This window comes from Alteromonas sp. MmMcT2-5 (assembly GCF_022348315.1).
Lineage (GTDB): Bacteria > Pseudomonadota > Gammaproteobacteria > Enterobacterales > Alteromonadaceae > Alteromonas > Alteromonas macleodii.
The window spans coordinates 1-17,237 of sequence record NZ_JAKRFB010000029.1 but is presented as its reverse complement, the minus strand read 5'-3'; the positions used below and the strand labels follow the sequence as shown (position 1 = coordinate 17,237).

Annotated in this window: 14 protein-coding genes and 1 pseudogene; 10 read left to right on the top strand and 5 right to left on the bottom strand. The window is 40.0% G+C overall.

The window, feature by feature from the left end; genetic code table 11:
• Position 1 precedes the first annotated feature (1 nt).
• From MHN09_RS13125 to MHN09_RS13115, 3 genes are all read left to right on the top strand, one after another.
• Complete coding sequence (locus tag MHN09_RS13125) at positions 2 to 3,109, top strand: CusA/CzcA family heavy metal efflux RND transporter (protein WP_012516886.1); 3,108 nt, start codon at positions 2 to 4, stop codon at positions 3,107 to 3,109.
• A gap of 43 nt (positions 3,110 to 3,152) precedes the next feature.
• Positions 3,153 to 4,031 carry a cation diffusion facilitator family transporter gene (locus MHN09_RS13120; RefSeq protein WP_012516887.1) on the top strand — a complete coding sequence of 293 codons (879 nt, stop codon included), beginning with the start codon at positions 3,153 to 3,155 and terminating at the stop codon, positions 4,029 to 4,031.
• A 283-nt stretch (positions 4,032 to 4,314) separates the two neighbouring features.
• The gene (locus MHN09_RS13115) at positions 4,315 to 4,557 is read left to right on the top strand and encodes a DUF3955 domain-containing protein (protein ID WP_014978032.1); all 243 of its coding nucleotides are present in this window, start codon (positions 4,315 to 4,317) and stop codon (positions 4,555 to 4,557) included.
• A gap of 216 nt (positions 4,558 to 4,773) precedes the next feature.
• Here the strand turns inward: MHN09_RS13115 and MHN09_RS13110 are convergent, their stop codons facing one another.
• From MHN09_RS13110 to MHN09_RS13090, 5 genes are all read right to left on the bottom strand, one after another.
• Positions 4,774 to 5,181 carry a diacylglycerol kinase gene (locus tag MHN09_RS13110; protein ID WP_015066029.1) on the bottom strand — a complete coding sequence of 136 codons (408 nt, stop codon included), beginning with the start codon at positions 5,179 to 5,181 and terminating at the stop codon, positions 4,774 to 4,776.
• The gene (locus MHN09_RS13105) at positions 5,169 to 6,776 is read right to left on the bottom strand and encodes a phosphoethanolamine--lipid A transferase (RefSeq protein WP_187447810.1); all 1,608 of its coding nucleotides are present in this window, start codon (positions 6,774 to 6,776) and stop codon (positions 5,169 to 5,171) included. Before MHN09_RS13105 ends, MHN09_RS13110 begins: the two co-directional genes overlap by 13 nt.
• Before the next feature lie 120 nt (positions 6,777 to 6,896).
• On the bottom strand, positions 6,897 to 8,639 hold the full coding sequence (locus MHN09_RS13100; protein WP_061094010.1) for a glycosyltransferase family 39 protein: 1,743 nt from the start codon (positions 8,637 to 8,639) through the stop codon (positions 6,897 to 6,899).
• Entirely contained in the window at positions 8,614 to 9,330 is a 717-nt protein-coding gene (locus MHN09_RS13095; RefSeq protein ID WP_012516895.1) for a VTT domain-containing protein, read from the bottom strand. Before MHN09_RS13095 ends, MHN09_RS13100 begins: the two co-directional genes overlap by 26 nt.
• Positions 9,331 to 10,065: a glycosyltransferase family 2 protein gene (locus MHN09_RS13090; protein WP_061094012.1), complete on the bottom strand. Its 735-nt coding sequence runs from the start codon at positions 10,063 to 10,065 to the stop codon at positions 9,331 to 9,333.
• A gap of 894 nt (positions 10,066 to 10,959) precedes the next feature.
• Between MHN09_RS13090 and MHN09_RS13085 the strand changes: the two genes are divergently transcribed.
• From MHN09_RS13085 to MHN09_RS13055, 7 genes and pseudogenes are all read left to right on the top strand, one after another.
• Entirely contained in the window at positions 10,960 to 11,649 is a 690-nt protein-coding gene (locus tag MHN09_RS13085) for a response regulator transcription factor (protein ID WP_168534320.1), read from the top strand.
• On the top strand, positions 11,633 to 13,072 hold the full coding sequence (locus MHN09_RS13080; RefSeq protein ID WP_069945568.1) for a HAMP domain-containing sensor histidine kinase: 1,440 nt from the start codon (positions 11,633 to 11,635) through the stop codon (positions 13,070 to 13,072). The genes MHN09_RS13085 and MHN09_RS13080 overlap by 17 nt, the downstream gene beginning before the upstream one ends.
• A gap of 459 nt (positions 13,073 to 13,531) precedes the next feature.
• Positions 13,532 to 13,670, top strand: a pseudogene (locus MHN09_RS13075) (IS5/IS1182 family transposase); the annotation flags it as partial.
• Positions 13,671 to 14,688: 1,018 nt separating this feature from the next.
• Complete coding sequence (locus MHN09_RS13070; RefSeq protein WP_014978038.1) at positions 14,689 to 15,180, top strand: DUF411 domain-containing protein; 492 nt, start codon at positions 14,689 to 14,691, stop codon at positions 15,178 to 15,180.
• Between the two features lie 91 nt (positions 15,181 to 15,271).
• The gene (locus MHN09_RS13065) at positions 15,272 to 15,625 is read left to right on the top strand and encodes a copper resistance CopC family protein (protein WP_012516900.1); all 354 of its coding nucleotides are present in this window, start codon (positions 15,272 to 15,274) and stop codon (positions 15,623 to 15,625) included.
• Between the two features lie 21 nt (positions 15,626 to 15,646).
• On the top strand, positions 15,647 to 16,534 hold the full coding sequence (locus tag MHN09_RS13060; RefSeq protein ID WP_012516901.1) for a CopD family protein: 888 nt from the start codon (positions 15,647 to 15,649) through the stop codon (positions 16,532 to 16,534).
• Positions 16,535 to 16,554: 20 nt separating this feature from the next.
• The gene (locus MHN09_RS13055; RefSeq protein WP_012516902.1) at positions 16,555 to 17,025 is read left to right on the top strand and encodes a nuclear transport factor 2 family protein; all 471 of its coding nucleotides are present in this window, start codon (positions 16,555 to 16,557) and stop codon (positions 17,023 to 17,025) included.
• Positions 17,026 to 17,237 lie beyond the last annotated feature (212 nt).

The following is a 17,237-nucleotide window of genomic DNA, read 5'->3' as shown; positions in this document are numbered from 1 at the left end:
AATGATTGATAATATTATTCGTCTTTCAGTAGAAAGACGCTTTTTGTTTCTTGTTCTTGCACTAATCTTAATTGGGATCGGCGTTTGGAGCTACCAGCGATTACCTATTGATGCTGTACCAGATATTACAAATGTACAGGTTCAGATTAACACCAAAGCTCCGGGGTACTCACCATTAGAAGCTGAACAACGAATAACATTTCCTGTCGAAACAGCACTATATGGCTTGCCTAACTTATCCTATACACGTTCTATATCGAGGTATGGTCTTTCACAGATTACAGTTATTTTCGAAGAAGGAACGGATATCTTTTTTGCCCGAAATTTAATCGACGAAAGACTTGCTAACCTTAAAAGTGTTTTACCTGATGGCCTTGAGCCAGAAATGGGGCCAATCGCAACAGGGCTTGGCGAAATTTTCGTATATACACTGGAAGGGAAAGATGGAGCAACGTTACCCGATGGCTCGCCGGTCACACCTATGGCTTTAAGAGAGGTACAAGATTGGATCATTCGACCACAGTTAGCCCAGGTTCCGGGAGTAGTAGAAGTAAACACTATTGGAGGTTATGACAAGCAATATCACGTCAATCCCGACCCTGTAAAAATGCTGGAGATGGGAGTCTCGCTTAAAGACATTTCTGAAGCACTATATTTAAACAATGATAATGCTGGAGCAGGCTATATTGAGAAAAATGGCGAGCAACTTCTTGTTCGCTCTCCAGGTCAATTGACAGGGATAAAGGATATCGAAAATGTCGTAGTAGGAAAAAAAGGATCTGTTCCTGTTCTAATAAAAGATATTGGAACTGTAGGCTTGGGTAAGCAGCTGAGGACCGGTGCCGCTACAAGAAATGGTAAAGAGACAGTGATGGGAACGGTCATGATGTTGCTGGGAGAAAACTCAAGGGAAGTTGCAGCTTTAACTGCCAGTAAATTAACTGAAATTCAAAGATCGTTACCAAGCTGGGTAGTTACTGAACCCGCCTATGATCGAACTACACTGGTCGACAAAGCGATAAACACTGTGCAGAAGAACCTGCTGGAAGGAGCATTACTCGTAATTGTCATATTATTTTTACTACTAGGCAATATTCGAGCGGCTCTTATTACGGCTGCGATCATACCTATTGCTATGATGATGACAATCACTGGAATGGTCCAGAGAGGTGTTTCGGCAAATCTGATGAGTTTGGGGGCTTTAGATTTTGGTCTGATTGTCGATGGCGCTGTCATCATTGTTGAAAACTGTATTAGGCGCTTATCTGAAGCGCAACAGCATCACGGCAGACTTCTTCAACTCAAGGAACGTCTAGAAGAAGTGAAAATAGCAACGATTGAAGTAATCAGGCCCAGCTTATTTGGAGTCGGGATCATAACCGCTGTTTATCTGCCTATTTTTACTTTAACAGGCGTAGAGGGAAAGATGTTTCATCCCATGGCAATAACTGTTGTTATCGCTCTTATTGCGGCAATGATTTTGTCACTGACGGTAGTGCCTGCAGCGATCGCAATTTTCATGGGGGGAAAAATCAGTGAAAAGGAGAGTTTTTTAATACGTTGGGTGAAACTGGCTTACGAACCAGCACTTAGGGCTATTCTTAAATTTAAAGCTGCTGCTCTTGGGGCTGCACTAGCGTTTGTTGTCTTCTGCGGATGGTTGGCAACAACACTTGGGTCTGAATTTATTCCTCAACTGGATGAAGGTGATGTCGCTTTACAGGCTTTACGCATAACGGGTACCGGTCTAAACCAATCAATTCAAATGCAAGAATTACTTGAAGGTGCGCTGTTAGAAATTCCAGAGGTAGCGGTAGTCTTTGCGAAAATAGGTACACCAGAAGTCGCTACAGACCCAATGCCTCCTAATGTAGCCGATAGTTTTGTAATACTTAAACCTCGCTCAGAATGGCCTGATCCAGCTAAATCTAAATCGGATCTAGTGGCTGAAATTGAATCAGTCGCCTCAAAGCTTCCCGGTAATAACTATGAATTTACCCAACCAATTCAAATGAGATTTAATGAATTGATTTCCGGCGTAAGGGCTGATGTTGCAGTCAAGGTTTTCGGTGATGACTTAGAGCAATTGTTGGATTCTGCAAATAAGGTTGCTGAGATCGCTGAGTCGATACAAGGTGCCTCAGACACCCGAGTTGAGCAAGTTGCCGGCCTTCCTATGTTGTCCATATTACCAAAACGAGATGCTCTCGCAAGGTACGGTCTTAACGTAGCAGACATTCAAGCACTCGTTTCAACCAGCATAGGGGGTAAGGAATCAGGCATAATCTATGAAGGCGATCGTCGGTTTAAAATTGTAATCAGATTATCTGAAGAGTTGCGTACAAATATTGACAAATTAGAGAGCTTACCTGTTCGTGTCGGCAATAGTTTTGTACCGCTTGAAGAGGTAGCCACTCTCGAGTTAAAGCCGGCGCCTGCACAGATCAGCCGAGAGAATGGAAAGCGCAGAGTTGTCGTAACGACTAACGTACGAGGAACCGACCTAGGAGGATTTGTCGTTGATTTACAAAAAAGACTTAAATCCGATTTAAAAATGAAGGAAGGATATTGGTTAGAGTTTGGTGGTACCTTTGAACAACTGGAATCCGCCAGCAAACGGCTGACTTTAGTCGTTCCGGTTACGCTTGCGTTGATAGTTGGCATACTCATTATGGCGTTTGGGTCTGTTAAAGACGCATTGATAATTTTCACTGGTGTACCACTAGCCTTGACTGGAGGAGTACTGGCACTCTGGATTAGAGATATGCCTCTTTCAATTTCTGCGGGAGTAGGCTTTATCGCTTTGTCCGGGGTCGCGGTTTTGAATGGACTAGTGATGGTCGCATTCATCAGACAACTCTGGCAGGAAAATGGTGATATTTATACTTCAGTAATTCGAGGGGCCATAATCCGGCTTCGACCTGTTTTGATGACTGCGTTAGTGGCCAGCTTAGGCTTTGTTCCCATGGCACTTAATACAGGAACAGGTGCTGAAGTACAAAGACCGCTCGCCACTGTAGTCATTGGGGGAATTATATCGTCAACTTTACTGACACTGTTTATATTACCTGCGCTTTATCAGCTCGCACATAACAAACGCAACTCTTAATCAAATTTTACGCCCGGTATGTTCCGGGCGCACCGGAGCCTCTATGACTCATAATCATTCAAATAGCTCAAACAAAATTGGGTGGGCTTTTCTATTAAATTTCAGCTTCACAATTATTGAATTTATTGGCGGCTGGCTAACGAACAGCACTGCTATAATGGCAGATGCTGTTCATGATCTCGGCGATTCAGTTTCTATTGGAAGCGCCTGGTGTCTCAATAGGTTAGGAGAGAGAGAGGCCGATGAAAATTTCACATATGGGTACAAGCGACTCAGCCTGTTAGGGGCATTTATTAACGGAGCCGTACTTATCCTTGGCTCAATCTGGGTATTATCAGAAGCCATTCCTCGAGTATTAGACCCGGTCGTTCCAAATACAGAAGGCATGATATTACTTGCGATTCTAGGTGTCGCTGTAAACGGCTTTGCTGTGTATAAACTCCAGGGAGGAAATACCCTAAACGAGAGAGTGTTGAACTGGCATTTATTGGAGGACGTTTTAGGCTGGGTTGCTGTATTAATTATTGCCATAGTAATGCAATTTGTCGACTGGCCAATTTTAGACCCCCTACTTTCGATTGGCTTTACGCTTTTTATATTGTTTAATGTAATTCGAAACTTATTAGCAACCTTAAAATTATTTTTGCAAGGTGTTCCAGAGAAAAACTTATACAAACAAGTGTTAGATGAACTCCGGAGTGTTGATAGAGTTGAATATATCCATGACTTAAAAATTTGGTCACTTGACGGAGAACACAATGTTATTACTATACGCGTTGGCAGTGCCTTAAAGACAGTTGAAGAATACAAGTTATTGAAGCTTGATATTTATGATAGCTTGGCCATGTTTGACTTCAGTTACAGCACAGTTGAAATAGAGTTTACTGACGAGCATTCTGCAGTTAATGAGGAGGTGAGATGAAATTCCATTACTCATTAACAATGATAGTCGACAGTAATTCAAGTTTTAATACTAAGCTAAAATTTTATTTGTGACACATTGTCTACAATCATGACTATAGATTTTCATGGAACTTTTTAGTTTGTTCCCCTCATGATTAAATTTTTTGTTAAACTGTAAGGAGAGTGTGATAGATAATAATGCGTAACTAAAGTGGTAAGAGGCAAGATTGAACACGTACCTTCGACATCAACGTTTCTTTCGTGCTCTTACGAGATGTTGAAAATAAAATATAGAGACATTAATGAAATTTATAAGTAACTATAAGATGAGCTTCTTATTTTTTATTAGTGGTATTTTGTGTTTAATCGCTTATAACATAAAAGGCTCGAGTATAGATGAAAATGGTTTTTTGGTTGAATCGTTTGGCTTCATTCCTATATTTTGGCTGTTTGAGCTGATGGCATCGCTGACTTTTGCTTTCACTTTCATTAAACTTAAAAAAATCAGCGAAAGTAAAAGCACGCGAAGAACTTTTTCTAACTGACAATTTTGCTTTGCGATTTGCTATGCAACTCCTGGCTAGTAATTGAAAACTGAACCTAAAGGTTGTTGGGTATTGCCTTTTAGTTATATCAGACTTTAACTTCTTATATTAAAGCTCGCTAATTATTGGCTTTCTATTCTTTTATACACATTGATGAATTTGCATAGTTGGACCCATGTCAGTGCGGTACCTCATCGGTGAGTCAACAGTCTCAAATCAAAAATATCTACACAATGTAGCTAACCACAACAGTGATGAAATTGCGATCGTCACTAAAACAGCCGCTGAGCCTAAATCTTTAGCTAAGCCTGACAGTGGGTGAATCTCTTTTCCAATACGGTCAATAGTTACTTCAATTGCAGTATTTATAATTTCAGCGAACAAAACGAAGAGTATGGAGGAAAGTAAAATCGCCTTTTCCATATAAGGAATTGACCAAAATGCAAGCACTCCCGCCGCTAAGATAAGTAAGATAAGTTCTTGCCGGAACGCTGACTCGTTTTTAACAAGCCATGATATAGCTCGAACTGAGTTTTTCATTGCTAATACAATACGCAACATGCCCTTTGGTTTGGCTTTAGGGTCGAAATGCATTTTTGATGTGGTTTCGTCTATGACTCGCATTTTCGTAAAATATCCTGAGTGGGTTGGTAGGTGCTGCTTTGCACATTAGTAAGACCAAGTAATGTGTCAAAAAGGTTGTCATGCGAATAAGGATGACTGGACAACGACCTTACGCAATCACTGTATTCAGGTTGGCTAAACTTGGAGGCCCAATAAACCATTGGTACATGAGTTTGCTCAACAGGCGCTAAATTATAAGGGAAACCGTGTAAATAAAGCCCTTTTTCTCCCAATGACTCACCATGATCCGATAGATAAAGCATCGACGAATTAGGAATAGTGGAAAGCTGTTCAATAATCTGGCCTAGCACGTAGTCTGTGTATGCAATAGTATTATCGTACGTATTTGTCAGCTCTGCCTCTTCACAATTTTGAATATCACTTCTGGGACAGTCAGGCACGAACTTAGCAAATTTCTCTGGGTATCTCCGGTAATAGGTAGGCCCGTGTGAGCCAATCATATGTAAGACTATAACTCTATGTTCTTTAGATGGTCTTGAAAGAGCTTCTCTTAAAAGGTCAATAAGTACCTCATCATAACAATAATCTCCATCGCACAACTTGGGAACTCTTGACGGGTTGAAGTCTATAGTCTCTACCCTCTTGCATACGCCTTTACAGCTACTGTTGTTGTCAATCCAAGTCACGTCAACTCCTGCACGATGAATGATGTCTAAAACATTGTCCTGACTGTCTGCAATACGCGAATCATAATTTTCTCGTGAGAGTCTTGAGAACATACATGGCACGGAGACTGCGGTAGCAGTACCGCAAGATGTCACCTTGCTAAAACTGATTGCACCTGCGTTCTGGATATTAGGCGAAGTACGCCTCGAATAGCTGTTGCTTGAAAACTTGTCCGCTCTGGCTGTTTCGCCAACCACTAACACTGTAATAGATGGGTGTATATTAGCGTTACCTTTTAAGTAGGGACGCTTGTCTAATACTTTGTAGGGTAAAGGCGGATAGAAGTAAGTGTCCCGAAGGTACTTGTACCCTGAATCATAAAAGGCGTAGGGAATAATATACTTCGTTAGATCTTTGTTATTTCTGCCGACAGCTGCATAGCTCTTAAAAAGGAACGTGGCTATAATTGCAATACCCAATAAAGCTAATAAGTTCAGCACTAGAAGGTGCTTGATTCGAGCCTTGAGCTTTCCACTTATTTCCAGATTAAAAATCGCAAATACAGGGATTAATCCCAGTATAGAGAAGAATAAAAAAAGTGTTGAATTTAGATAAGAAAAGGCTTCACCAGAATTTGTTTCCATTACATTCTGTATCATGCTCTTATCGAAAATGACACCATAGGCCAAGGTGCCGTAAAGTAGAATAGAACTTACAACGAAAGTAATTGCAACTGTGGTGCGCGGCAAAAATAGGGCACCAAAAAGACTTAGAAAAATAATATTAAAAAAGGTTAGCAAGAGCGGTACAGAGAGAAAAAACACCCACTCATTCAATGTTACAGGGGCTACAACTTCATAAACAGCGGACAAAAATGGTATGTTAAATATTGCTGCGATAAGCAATGAAGAAAGTAAAATGAACTGAGCTGATGTAGGATTGAAATTTAGTGTTCTTGGAAATTTCACAATAAGGTTCTCGTGTACTTCTTAGCACATAAGTTACCTGTCTAAACTTAAATAACGCTTAAGAAAAACTGTAGGATGAAAATTCTCGCATTATTTTTTAATTGTATGAAAACATGTACCTCACGTAACGGGCCTATCTGGGATATAACTAAAGATCTCAGTCGCAGTTTTCGTAAGCGGACACTTTTCGGTTAATGCCTCGTGCGATAATAGTACCCAGTGGACGCGATGTGCATACCCTACAGACGTTGCCATTTCTTTTTTAAAACAACCATTGCGTACATGTTTTTCATCGACGAGGATATGTCTTCCCTTTTCAGTCTTATCCAACCACTGGTAGGCGGCAGACAATTGCTGATCAACAGGGGTATGATACCCAAAATGAGTGATGGGATAAGGCGAGAAGAGAATGAACTGTTCAGAAAAATCAACAAGTGCAATAGTTGCATCATGTTTACCAATTTCTTTTTCAATATTTGCAAATACGCTTTTAGGGGTTTTTACATCTTCAAGTAAAGTGTAACCCCAAGTAGCGTACATGCCCCAAAGAGTGCACAAGAAATAGGGCCAGACTTTCCAGTGCTTCCCTCTAGTAGTGATCACCGTAACCAGACACGTCAGTCCCCCCGTTACTAAAAAAAACATCCACGGAGAAAGCCCGAACTTTTCTTCTAGCTTTAGGGCGAATGATGCTTTTACTATGCCGGAAAAACCAAACCCCAATAAGCCTACTGATAGTAAAAATACAACGCCCCACAAAAGCCAGGAAAATACTTTCTTATTAACAACTGAATCAAAGTAAGGCGCAGAGATCAGTGCCAGCATCGGCAATGCGGGTAAGATGTACACCCCCCGTTTACCAGGACTTACACTGAAGAAAAGCAGAACAAGTACAATCCAAACCAATGGTAAGTATATGCGGGCATCACCTTTTTTGATTGCGCGATACCAACATGGGATAAGCCATGGGAGAGCGATGCTAATTGGCAACCAGAATAATGGAATAACCTCTACGAGGTAATACCAGAACGGCTTTATGTGATGCCAGGAATCAGCATATCGAGTGACCGTTTGCCTGAAAAGAATATTATCTCTATATAGAGCAAGTGATGTGTCGTGGCTATTTTCGACCAATATCAACATAGGTATAAACCATAGTGATATAGCCAGTAACATCACCACTGCACCCATTATCCACGGTAATACGGAGTTTTTAGTTTGCTTCTTAGCTATGTCCCGCTGAGGCCAAAAGTGTCGATGTATCAAGTATGGTATCAGCATCAGGACTGGTAAAAATCCGACCCCTTTTGTGATGACGCCAATTCCCATGAAGAAAAAGGCGAGGTAATACCAACGCCATCGCCTTTCAACTAAGAAAAAGCGCAGAAGACCATAGCATCCGATTGTTATCCAGCAGCAGACCATTGCGTCTATCTGTGCAGACTTGGCTTGAAGCAAAAATTGAAAACTCAATAAAAGAAGTGACGTTGCGATCAGCGCCTCTTTTGTACTCCACAGTCGTTTTGAGATGTCATACACCAAAAAAAGTGTGAGTAGGCTGCATAAAGCAGATGGGAGCAGAAAGGCAATCTTAATTGACCCGAATAGCGCAAAGAAAAAAGCGATAGACCACATAAACACAGGTGGTTTATCAGGATAAAACTCTCCCGCTCTGGCTGGAAAGAACCACTGACCTGTTTCAACCATTTCTTTTGCAACTTGTGCAAAACGAGGTTCGTCAGCAGGCCAGGGATCTCTTAACCCAAGCCCGATAAATATCAACACGCTAGCCAGTACAAAAAGCCAGAAAGTATAATTTGGGTGCTTGTTCTTATGTTTAATGGCTAGGCTCGTCTGATTCATTGCTACATTTGCTGCTTTTTGTGAGAGAACGAAGAGTTTTATCGTCATTATGTTGACGATGATAAACCTTAAAAAGATATGCGCTTAGCAAGCTGGAAATCCCAAATAATAGGGCGCTTATGATTATTTTAAGTTCAGAGTTGACTAATACACCCTTACCCATTAATGCAAAAACCGCCATTTGAGGGATGTAGCCAATAGTAGACCCAAAAATAAAAGAGCGTCGTGGAATCTTTGAAACGCCAGCAAAAATGTTTGTGAGTAGATTATTCCCTATTGGCAACAGTCTAATGATAACGGACTTAAGAAAGGGAGAGCGAAGTAGAAAGTGGTCTAACTTGCGCACTCGCATTTCAAAGTGTTGAATAATAATCGGTCTAGCGAAATACCGGGACACTGCCATAACTGTTGCACAGCTGAGCGTAGCTGCTAATGTTGAATAGATGACACCTTCAGCAAATCCAAAGGCATACCCCCCCATAAATGCGACTAACTGGCGTGGAAGTCCGATAGTAAGTAAAAATACTGAGACGGCTAAAAATTTGGCTATCCCTGTCACTCCATTATCACGGGTATGATTGTCTATCCACTCCTGATTAAATGCGTCAAATGAGGGGGAGAGCGAAATCAAATGACTAAAAAACAGAATGGCAAGTACCAGAATGAAGAAACGAAGGAGACTGGAATTCAATTAGATACTCTCTTCATTTTCTAAGATGACATCATTAAGTTTATTACGTTTCTGAAGCCAATAAACTCCTGCCATATCAATTAGTCCAACCCCAAGCCGCCCTAACATATTATATTTTGATTTTCCGAATTGCCTGTCTCTGTGATTCACTTCAACAACTTTAATGATCCCACCTTGTCGTCGGATCAGTGCTGGCAGAAAACGATGCATATGATCAAAATAGGGTAAATCGAGGAATGTTTGTTTTGGAAAGACCTTTAACCCACATCCGGTGTCAGGTGTATCATCATTAAGAAGTTTACTTCTTACAGAATTTGCTAGTTTTGACTGAAATCTTTTCCAAGCTGTATCCTTTCTGTTTTTACGGTGACCAGCAATGCAAAAGTGACTCCCTAACGGAAATTGAGAGGCCATAGTCAGGAGGTTTGGTATATCAGAGGGATCATTCTGCCCATCCGCATCAAGTGTTACTACAAGTTCTCCATCAGCATGGCTCACCCCTGTCCAAATAGCTGTACTTTGTCCCACCGAGTGCTTATGCCGTAGTACGTTAACTTTGTCAAAGCCACTCGCTTTCAGGTAAAGCAAATTCTCAAATGTCTTATCCGTACTTCCATCATCAACATAGATGACTTCGAAGTTTGCTACACCTGTTAACGCTCTATAAATTTCCTCAATTAAGGGTTTTAAATTTTCTTCTTCGTTTTTTGCTGGTATTACAACTGAAATTCGCACGTAGCCCTCTGTCAAAGCCCCAAGATCAAGCAAATTCTATTTTCGACAGGAAAACTCTAACAAACGAAACTTAAGATACGCTTATGAAGAGTCATTTAATTGAGGTAATAATGTTCTAATCGCTCAGGAAGGAAGAAAGAGGCTGGTTAAGGAGGGAACGCTATAGGAGTGTGTTTCGACCAGCTATCGTAGTACTTTCGCCACGGCCTTGGCTTGCACTTACAATCACCTTGTCATGTTATTGCAAATATTTTGTCCTGAGGAACGCTTGCGGCCAAATAAGCCACAAAGTCAGTGCTTGAATCGGCATAAGCAGCGAAAAGTTTCCAGCCAGACTCCTTGTAAGGCTTTAGAATATTTAGTTTAAACGTTTTAAAAGCTTTTTCGCTAAGCCATCGAATTAGCTACCTGAATATCTCTATCTGGGAGATGGTAACGGGATAAAAAAGTGGAATGTTGAACTGGAAGTATACATTTCGCGCAGTCAGATAGATAATTTTGAAGCCTTTATCAGCGTATGCTTGAACACGTTCAGACGCATTTTCTCTTTCAGAAAAAATGCAGGCGTTACAGGGGATCAATGTTCCATCGATGTCAAAAATGACAGCTTTGTCACTTTTACCATTGGGGGGAGAAATTTCTGTAGAGGTTATTGAGCACCCACAAAGTAGCAGCGCTGATATAAAATAAGCCTTCATCGTTAGTCACAAGACTGTTATTAATATGAACAAAATATCGAGATAAACTTAAGAGCTATTGAAGTAAATCAATCGATTTATGCTAAAAGAACCACGTATACGTAGGTTAACTATAAGCACCTTTTCAATAGCTTCTTCAGCAAATCCTAAGGTTGAGAAGGTATACTCAAATAACTTTAAAATTGACATTCAAATTATGAGAATACTTCTGATAGAAGACTCTTTATCATTGAGAAACAGTTTGAGCTTAGGCTTGGAAAAATTGGGCTATTCAGTCGATACTGCTGGCACTGGCTCTGAGGGATTGAGTATGGCGTTGCTTGGTAGCTACGAAATAATCATCCTTGATATGATGCTACCTGAGTTGGACGGTATGACTATTCTTAAAACGTTACGAAAAAGACATTTAGAAACAAAGGTTATCATCTTATCTGCGCGATCTGAGTCTGAAGACAAGGTAGCGGGGCTATTGGCAGGTGCTGACGACTACCTTTCTAAGCCGTTCTCGTTTGACGAATTGACTGCTAGACTACTTAGCTTGATGAGGAGAGGTGCGGTAAATTGTCTCAATGACCAAGTTACTATCAACAGTTTGACACTCAATATCCAGTTTAAAACGCTTTCATACAATAATGGCATTATCAACCTGACCCCGAATGAGTACAAAATTGTTGAATGTATTTTTCTCAATAGACACAAGATAGTTACCTCAGAAATGCTGAGTGAATTTATTTCTGGAAGCTATGACCATATCTCAAAAAATGCTATTGAAGCTCACCTTTCCTCAGCAAGGAAAAAAGTAAGAGAAAGCGGCGCGTCTCTACCCATTAAAAGTAAACGTGGTTTTGGTTACAGAGTTGTAGAAGCTAATGAAATCAATACGTAAAACATTAACACGAAGACTTTCTATTATTATTTCACTGTTAGTCATTGCCGTTTTACTTGCAGCAGATATTGGCGTCGATTCCTGGATCGAACAAGAATTCAACCAGGCTATGAAGGCAAAAGTAGGTATGCTTCAGAGCTTGGTAAATGAAGATGTCGAGGGTGTGGAGTTCGAATTTGCAGGTGAGTATTTGCCTGAGTTTGAAGGGACATCTTCCCCCGAGTATTTTCAACTTTGGTACAAAGACTCAACGTTTGAAAAATCAGATACTCTGGCGCTTTATACCATCAATGAATTGCCTTACAGCAGCATTGGCCTGGATGAATATTCTTTCCAGGATATTACTCTGCCCGATGGCCGTACGGGTCGGGTAATTTACACTCGATATATACCTCAGATTGATTCTGAAGACAGAGCTGGATTTTATCGCGTCATGGATAAGGGTAACGATACTCGCCCGTCAATGGTTATCGCGTACGCAACATCTACAGAATTGTTAAATTTCACGTTGTGGTTTATCGATGGTGCTTTTCTATTTGCATTAATTATCGTGCCGCTAGTTGTTCGATTTACAGTGCGTAACACTGTGGCTTATGCTCTGGCACCCTTGGATGCTTTAAATGCCAAGATAAAAGGACTACGATTTACCACTAGGCAAAAACACGAAGCTTTTCAAAATAATGTCGAGGAATTGGAACCCATTACCCAAAGTTTGAATCACTTTATTGAAGATAATTATTCGCTTTACCTGCGTGAGAAGAGGTTGACTTCGGATATCGCACACGAGCTAAAAACACCAGTCTCTGAATTAATAAATATGACTGAAGTAGCAATTAAGTTTCCAGGAGAAATAAGATTAGAAAAAGATTTTAAGCCACGTGTTTTGCAAATAGGCACAAGAATGAAAAATATTATTTCTGGCCTTATGTTAATCCAAAAATATAGTTTTAAGACCCTAGAGCTAACTGATGAGATAGATATCCACAAATTAGTAACTCAACTTATTCAGATAAAAGAAGCAAGAAATGTTAAGGTAGAGATTAGCTCCAATTTTCAGTTAAGCGTCAAGAGCAATCGCGTTGCAGTAGAATCGATAATAAGTAATCTGATAGATAACGCTATAGAACACGGAAAAACTGATACAGAAATACTTGTGAACTTAGGTGTAAATAGTTCTAGTAATGTTTACCTCAGAGTGACAAATAAGGTGGGGACAGAGGTTAATGAGGATGATCTAAAGCATATGTTTGAACCGCTTTGGCAAAAAGATGCTTCTAGAACATCTGAAGATAACTTTGGGCTAGGTCTTTCTATAGTAGATGCATTGTGCGACGCTGTATGTGCAGAAGTTTCTGTAACCAAAACTGCCGAAGAAGACATATCGTTTTTGTTGACTTTTAAAAATGAAACTATTGGTCCGTAATCTTTGGCAGGCTTAAGTTACTGTAACCTTAGCCTTAATATCACTCCTGAAAAGAGAGACTGCGACTTAGCAAGAGAATAAAAATAGGGTAATGAAACGTAACCTAGCTTTCGAATTTGGTATGTAGTAGAGATCAAAAAAGTTTTCGGCCACCTGTTCCTTGTCACGGATAATTGCTGCTGGAACAAGTCAATGCTTCCATTCAACTCATTGGGCGTACAACGATAAAATGACTTTACGATTTTTTTGCAGAGTTCTATCAAGAAACTGTTGAAAAACACTTGCTGACAATAGGTTATCCTAATATAGATTAACGTTACCTGTCTCAATGAATGTCCCGAGATCGATGAAATAATTAGAAACAGCATAAAAATGTTATTCAATTGATACTAGGGAAGATCCGAATAAGTTCCTAACGTGAGATCATGACTGCATGTTAAGTTACATTTTCTACTGCTCGTGAGCCAACAGTTAATTATTGCCAGTAGTCAGCTAAAGCAAGCGCTGATAGCCCTATAAAGAGGTTTTCCTATCACGGATAGACAACTTATTACCGTGCTCACAATTGATAGAAGTGATTGAACTTTTTTATCCTAAAGCTGATATTAATCGCCTTATTCATATGCAGAAAAATAAGTGAAACAGAGAGTATCTATAACCGCGGGGCGAAAGTCACTTATCGACCAGCGCTTGAGTGGCGCTTGAGTGGCGCTTAAGTTGAAATCGCTGAAGTGAGTTTGTGCCTCAACGATTTAAACAGAATATCTGATTTCTCTTTCAAGTTACCGGTGAATTTATATTTATCGGGTGTGTTTATTTATATAGCTCCTCAAGCCTCCTCAATTTTCTAGTATTTCTGGTTAGCCCCCGTTATAACGTTAATGGAACTGGACAAAAGGAAAGTATTGTGGCGGCTACTTAAAGCGTTCAAGTTCTACCGCAGTATCTGAATTATAGAGTTAGAGACGCGCCCAAAAATTTGCATGGTTGTAGGCAATCTCCCTCATCATGACTATTTCCTAAATTCTGCCGATGAACGGGCTATTCTAATTACAAATCAGCCTCAACTGTTTACCAATTCGCGAAAATCCATTATTCTCCATATTGGTTATGTTTAATGCTTAAGAAATGTTTAAATTCATATCAAAACTAATATTAGTGTTTACAGTGCTATCTGCCCTCGTCGGGCAAGCGATGGCTGTAGATACTATGAGTTTTGAAATGGATATTGATAACAAACATTACAATAGTAATTCTGAATCGAATTGCTCTACGAACATGAGCCATGGTATGAGAGTAGATTCTATAAGTTCCGAAAACGCTAGTATTAAAGATTGTTGCAACACTTCGGAATGCACATGCCCACCAGGTGGTTGTACTCATGCTCCCGTCCTTATAGCTTCCATGATGACTGTTCAACACCCAGTGGTGCCGGACGCTTCATTTGGCTTGTTCTTCCAACAGCCAGTTTCAGTAACATCCTCACTTTTTCGCCCACCGATATTTGCCTAACACGGGGTCAGTGCGTCCAAATTTAACGCACAATTTGTTTCAGTTCCTGTTTATTATCTAGGTGCTAGCGTACCTATATGTGCCAGCTTTGTCTGGAGGCAAAAATGTTAAAAAAAATCATCTATCAAGCTGCGGTATTACTGCTAATTCTACCTAGCATTGCCATGGCAAATATCCACCATGGCGCAAACGACGTCTTCGAATTATTAGTTTATAAATCACCATCGTGTGGATGTTGCAAAAAGTGGATAACCCATTTAGAAAACCAAGGATTTCAACTACGTACAAAGGACTTTCATAACTTGAGCGACATCAAGAACGAATACGGAATTTCGCCAAATCTTCGCTCTTGCCATACCGCTGTTACAGAAAACGGCTTTGTATTTGAAGGCCATGTCCCTTCTAAGTTTATAAAACGATTCTTGTTAGAAGAACATCCAAAGGCTATCGGGTTATCTGTTCCAGCTATGCCAGTAGGTTCACCCGGAATGGAAGTAGCAGAGCAGTTTATGCCTTATACCGTTTTCATTATATATCAAGATGGGAGCTACGAACCTTACGCGAAAGTAGAAAGCTACGACAGTCAATTCGATTGAAGTCAAAGTTAAACAAATAAATGCGCACTTTTGACAATCAAAGCAATTTTAATTTTTAAAAACCGAATATTAACCAAAGATAGAGGTAATCATGAAAGCACTTGTTAAATCATTTGCAATATTTAGTGTACTGCTAAGCAGCGTGGCATTAGCACATGAGGCTATAGAAATTAAATCTAGCACACCAAGCAAAAATGCAATGCTGATGGAGGCCCCAATGGAACTATCAGTCAGCTTTACCAAGGGAGTTAGATTAATAAAAGTAGTTTTAAAAGATAGTGAAGGTGCAAAAGTTGATTTTGGCTTTGAACCTCCGAAAGAGGTTGCAACGGATTATTCTTGGACCTTACCTAAATTACGTCCAGGTTCATACAATGTTGAGTTCATCATGCTTGGCTCCGATGGGCACAAGATGAAAGATAGTTTTGGATTTATGGTGCACTAAAAAGGGGATTCAGCTGTGGAAATGTATATCTGGAACACTGTAATTGTAGTGTCAAAGCTAATGTTTTATTTAGGTTTCGCGGCCACAGCTGGATATACATTTTTCTGGCGAGATATTAACGATAATAGCACAAATTATACAACGCCATCTTATAGCGCTGTATGGGTAAAGGTTTGTGTCTTTGTTGCGTTTATTTCTAATGCAGTGTGGTTTATCGCGAACACTGGAGCGATGGTAGAAGAGGGAATTCAAGGCGCACTTGACCCCTTTATGCTTAAGATAATGTTGAGTTCTCCTATCGGTGAAGTCACCTTGTATCGTGCGGGGGGGTTAGCCGTAGCTTTAATAACTATCTACTTATTGAAATTTAAACCTCTTAAACCTTTCCTAAGGTTAAAGTCTTGCTTACTTGTGCTGTGTCTATTCACTCTCTCGTACACATTTACTTTAACCGGCCACGTTTCTGAATTAGGAAGTATTGCTCGAATACTACTTATGGTTCACGTATTTGTTATGGCTTGGTGGTTTGGTGCATTGATTCCGTTAAAGCTCTCCTGCCATTACCAGAGCTACGAAAAGCTTTATAAATTAATGGATAGGTTTGGTACGCAGGCGGCCGTATTGGTTACCTTATTATTATCTGCAGGCATTTGGCTAGCTATTCAATTGGTAGGTAGTTTTGAAGGGTTATTTAGCTCCATATATGGGCAAACTCTTCTTGTTAAAATGTTCCTTGTAACTAGCATTCTAGCTATTGCTATACGGCACAAACTGAAATTAGTCCCAAAACTTAAAAGTGGCTCGGGAAGCGAAGCACTCTCAAAATCCATTTCATTAGAGTTAACAATAGCAGTTGCTATTTTAATCATTACTTCTGGGCTTACGAGTATTGTAGGTCCCGAAAGATAAAACTTAGAAGAGAAATTCAAATGAAAATTAAATTATTAGTCTTACTATTTATCATGCCCGTAATCATGAGTTTTGCTGCTAGTGCCCATGAAAAAGAACATCATGAGAAAGGTATGTTTAGTGGGTTAGATACGCCTGCAGCTAAAATAGTTATTGCATTCCATCACGCGCTTAATACGGGAGACAAAATCACTGCGAAGAGCCTACTGGCGGATGATGTGACTATTTATGAAGGAGGCGGAGTTGAGAGGAGCGCAGATGAATATGCTCAACATCATATGAATTCAGATATGGAATATCTATCGTCAGTGACAAATAAAGCGTTGGAGCATCAAGTCAAAGTTCTGGGCAACACAGCAATCTCCGCATCGCGGTTTCTGGTCAATGGGATGTTTAAGGGGGAAGAGAGAGACTACCAAAGTATGGAAACAATTGTCTTAATCAACACCGAAGGAGAGTGGAAAATCAAACATATTCATTGGTCAAATTGATTCGATTAACTACCCGAGAGAGCTCGTATGAAAAAATTTTTAATCATAATCATTTCGTCTTTGTTATCTTTTTTTCACTTTCGCTCATGATAACAATGCAACTGATAAAGATCTGACGTGCTCCAATAGATTCACACAGCCAGTTAAGGGATAATTATCTCAACTGGAGTGTATATGAAAACGCGAAAAAGCTATTCAAAAGAATTCAAACT

Bases quoted from the DNA above. Each gene is read 5' to 3' on its own strand.
- MHN09_RS13125 (WP_012516886.1), top strand. From the start codon at position 2: ATGATTGATAATATTATTCGTCTTTCAGTAGAAAGACGCTTTTTGTTT.
- MHN09_RS13110 (WP_015066029.1), bottom strand. From the start codon at position 5,181: ATGCGAGTCATAGACGAAACCACATCAAAAATGCATTTCGACCCTAAA.
- MHN09_RS13085 (WP_168534320.1), top strand. From the start codon at position 10,960: ATGAGAATACTTCTGATAGAAGACTCTTTATCATTGAGAAACAGTTTG.
- MHN09_RS13080 (WP_069945568.1), top strand. From the start codon at position 11,633: ATGAAATCAATACGTAAAACATTAACACGAAGACTTTCTATTATTATT.
- MHN09_RS13055 (WP_012516902.1), top strand. From the start codon at position 16,555: ATGAAAATTAAATTATTAGTCTTACTATTTATCATGCCCGTAATCATG.
- MHN09_RS13120 (WP_012516887.1), top strand. From the start codon at position 3,153: ATGACTCATAATCATTCAAATAGCTCAAACAAAATTGGGTGGGCTTTT.
- MHN09_RS13115 (WP_014978032.1), top strand. From the start codon at position 4,315: ATGAAATTTATAAGTAACTATAAGATGAGCTTCTTATTTTTTATTAGT.
- MHN09_RS13065 (WP_012516900.1), top strand. From the start codon at position 15,272: ATGAAAGCACTTGTTAAATCATTTGCAATATTTAGTGTACTGCTAAGC.
- MHN09_RS13100 (WP_061094010.1), bottom strand. From the start codon at position 8,639: ATGAATCAGACGAGCCTAGCCATTAAACATAAGAACAAGCACCCAAAT.
- MHN09_RS13070 (WP_014978038.1), top strand. From the start codon at position 14,689: ATGTTAAAAAAAATCATCTATCAAGCTGCGGTATTACTGCTAATTCTA.
- MHN09_RS13060 (WP_012516901.1), top strand. From the start codon at position 15,647: ATGTATATCTGGAACACTGTAATTGTAGTGTCAAAGCTAATGTTTTAT.